Annotated in this window: 5 protein-coding genes and 1 pseudogene; 3 read left to right on the plus strand and 3 right to left on the minus strand. The window is 33.9% G+C overall.

Going from position 1 to position 2,858, the window contains the following annotated elements:
- Together ACFIO5_RS09640 and ACFIO5_RS09645 are read right to left on the minus strand one after the other, a co-directional pair.
- Positions 1 to 233 (minus strand): annotated as a pseudogene (locus ACFIO5_RS09640) (hypothetical protein); the annotation flags it as partial.
- 237 nt (positions 234 to 470) lie between these two features.
- On the minus strand, positions 471 to 791 hold the full coding sequence (locus tag ACFIO5_RS09645) for a helix-turn-helix domain-containing protein (protein ID WP_375612651.1): 321 nt from the start codon (positions 789 to 791) through the stop codon (positions 471 to 473).
- Positions 792 to 893: 102 nt separating this feature from the next.
- On the opposite strand from ACFIO5_RS09645, the gene ACFIO5_RS09650 reads away from it, so the two are divergent.
- Genes ACFIO5_RS09650 through ACFIO5_RS09660 form a run of 3 tightly spaced genes read left to right on the plus strand, consistent with a single transcriptional unit; the run spans position 894 to position 1,957 of the window.
- A complete protein-coding gene (locus ACFIO5_RS09650; protein WP_375643708.1) occupies positions 894 to 1,223 on the plus strand; it encodes a hypothetical protein in 330 nt (109 codons plus the stop codon).
- 10 nt (positions 1,224 to 1,233) lie between these two features.
- Positions 1,234 to 1,716 (plus strand): hypothetical protein, encoded by a 483-nt coding sequence (locus ACFIO5_RS09655; protein ID WP_375705285.1) that lies wholly within the window; start codon positions 1,234 to 1,236, stop codon positions 1,714 to 1,716.
- Between the two features lie 10 nt (positions 1,717 to 1,726).
- The gene (locus tag ACFIO5_RS09660) at positions 1,727 to 1,957 is read left to right on the plus strand and encodes a hypothetical protein (RefSeq protein ID WP_208434686.1); all 231 of its coding nucleotides are present in this window, start codon (positions 1,727 to 1,729) and stop codon (positions 1,955 to 1,957) included.
- An 87-nt stretch (positions 1,958 to 2,044) separates the two neighbouring features.
- On the opposite strand, the gene ACFIO5_RS09665 is transcribed toward ACFIO5_RS09660, so the two are convergent.
- Positions 2,045 to 2,716, minus strand: a complete 672-nt coding sequence (locus ACFIO5_RS09665; RefSeq protein ID WP_375621782.1) for a hypothetical protein — start codon at positions 2,714 to 2,716, stop codon at positions 2,045 to 2,047.
- Positions 2,717 to 2,858: the final 142 nt, after the last annotated feature.

Raw genomic sequence — 2,858 nt, forward strand, 5'->3', positions numbered from 1 at the left:
CACTGCTCTTCACATTCTTTAAGATAGAATTCGGCAATATCTTCAGAGATATCTTCGCAACGATTAGTCGTTGGTTCAATACGCAAAATTTGGACAGCATTATCGGCTTGGTCGATAAATTTGATCATGTCACTTTCTTCTAAGAAAGGACCAGATTTAGCGAGATTTTGCTCTTCATTTTCGCACATCACTAAGAGAATTTCATCAGAATTTATAAACACTGGTTTATTCACAAATGCCTCCATACTGCCTATTGGCAAAAGTTATTTTCTAAGATATGGAGTAATTAATACGTTTTTCGTAACGATGTGTCAATAGATAAAATACGAAAAACGTATTTTTATTTTTATAAATCTATTCGATTTTGTTTATTATCATTAATGTTAATGAGGTGCTTATGATAGAAAATATAAAAGAAAAGCAGCTATCCATCATGCTAAATAAATTAACCGAATGTGAAAAAAAAGCTTTTATGAATTTCTTGCTGCGAGCAGAGATTTTAAAAGATCCTCGACAATCTTCTTTTCAGAATCATTCGCTTGTGAATATAAGTAAAGAAAATCATCAGAGTAAGGTCCAGAAATAGGTGAAGAATCTTTAAAAAACTCCATAATTTTAACTAACTCATCTGCCTTAATATCTCTCATTTCCCTATTTGTATTAAGATTAATCATATTGGATATAGCTGGTCTTCTTATACCAAGATGGGCGGCAAGCTTGGCTTGGCTCCCTCGTCCCATTTTATCAAGCTCTTTTTTTATCCAAATTTTTAGCTCTTTTTGCCTAATCATAATTAAGTTTATTCCTTATTTTTAAAGTCCTTACAATATAAAAAATACAATGATACGTTTTTCGTATTGACTAAATATTTTTGATATCGTATTTTTATCGCTATGATAAAAACATATACGAAAACCGCAAAACTCATAATTGAGTATCTAGGTGGGTATAAAAAAGTTGCTAATATCGTTAATCGCAATGTTATTGTAATTAGAAAATGGGCTTACCCTTTTGAAAAGCGAGAGGGTAAAGGCGGCATCATTCCAGCTAAATACCAAATTATGCTTTTGAACTATGCACGTGAGCATGGGATAGATTTGCGTCCAGAAGATTTTTTTTATCCCGAGCGCTTGCAGAGATTAATGCAAGAGCAACACCCCCCATTGTCGAAAATTAGCAAGAGCTGCGGTGTTGATCAGAAGGTCGATAGATTGCAGCATTAAGGAGATCAAAATGAGTTCGAATGAAATTTTATGGATAGCAGTGGTTTCAGTTTTGCTCTTAAGCGGAGTGATGTTTCGTATTGCATTGCATTATCGCAACCAAGTTAAAGCACTTAAAGATCAGGTTCAAGATCTTAAGAAAGAAATGAGAGAGAATGAGTTTAGGTATTTAAAGGAAAGCAAGCAGACAATTGATCAATGTGATGCGGATCTTGAAGAACGTGACAAGGAAATTAAACAACTGAAGCAAGAGATTGAAGAACGTGACAAGGAAATTAAACAACTGAAACAAAAGACTGAAGAACTAAAACAAAGTATAGATGCGTATCGAGAAGAGTTTACACGGAAAAGTGAAAAGATACAGGCACTAAAAGCAGATGTTCAATCACGCGACGAGGAAGTTGAAAGACTAACACAAGAGCTTAAACAGCGTGATGAAGCAGTAAAAGCGCCGCTTCATAAGAATAAGAAGAGTAAGAAGAAGGGTAAGTGAGGAGAGAAAGATGAGTTTAGTAGCAATTATTACGTTTTTTACTACCAATGCGGTTATGTTCTTTTGTGTTATCGCTATGTTCTTTTTTGTTTTGCTCTATCGCAATAGAGAACAAGAGCTCAAAACAGAACTGAAGGAAAAAGATATATTAATTGTAAAGTTAAATATGTCAATTGAAGAGTTGAAAAAGAAAGTACAAGAAAGAAGAGTTATAGGAACCTTTGGAGGTTATGATTCATGAAAAAGAACAAACTAATAAATACTTTTATCTTCTCACCTTAATAGGTGAGAAGATAAGTAAAACCTAATTCCCAATCTTATAAGATTATCATCGTTGATGACTTAATTTTCGAAAAAAGCTGGGCCAAAAGCGAACTTCAAGTGTTTTATGTGGGTCATATGATGAAGTATGTTCTAAGATAAAGATCGGAACGGATAGTTTATCATGATTTTCTGTTTCTATGGAGCGAATTTTTAATTCCCATCGAAAACTATACCCACCATTCACTGTAAATAGGTCAATTCCTCTTTCTAATACGTTGTTTTGGATGACAGGATTTGTTGTAACGGGAGTTATTAAATCGATACATTTGGGAGATGTTTTAAGAATGCTTCTTGGAGAGCTTTGAGAGTATGGATAAGGAGTTGGATAGAATGCTTGAACGAATTCGAAAGGGCTATTTTCATCTATTCGTATATAGTTCATTTTCATTGGTCGGTCTGTGGGGTTTTTGATGGAAAATTCTATGAGAATACCTTCTGGTGATAGATCTTCAGGTTTAAGATTAAAGATCTCAACTTTCATCTTTGGTCCTAAACCTTCTGCTATGTTTTCTGTCCACAAAGTTTCTAAGGAATTTCTTATCATTTGGGGAAGGTCTTTTTTCAATATACTTTGTCTTTTGAATGTTGCGAGTTCTGTTTCAATGTTATTCAATTTATTGTTCATGTTAATTGTAATGTCAGTTAATTCTACAAAATTTTCTTGCATATTTCTCATATCTCTTTCTCCTCCGCTTTGGGAAAACAGTAATTTTATAAAATACGTTTTGTATGGAGAGGAGCGGTGATTAACACGATTCTTTGTTTTGATCTAGGTACCAAAACGGGGTGGGCGATACGTGGTGCAAGTGGTGACATGT

This window comes from Bartonella sp. AA86SXKL, from assembly GCF_042196885.1.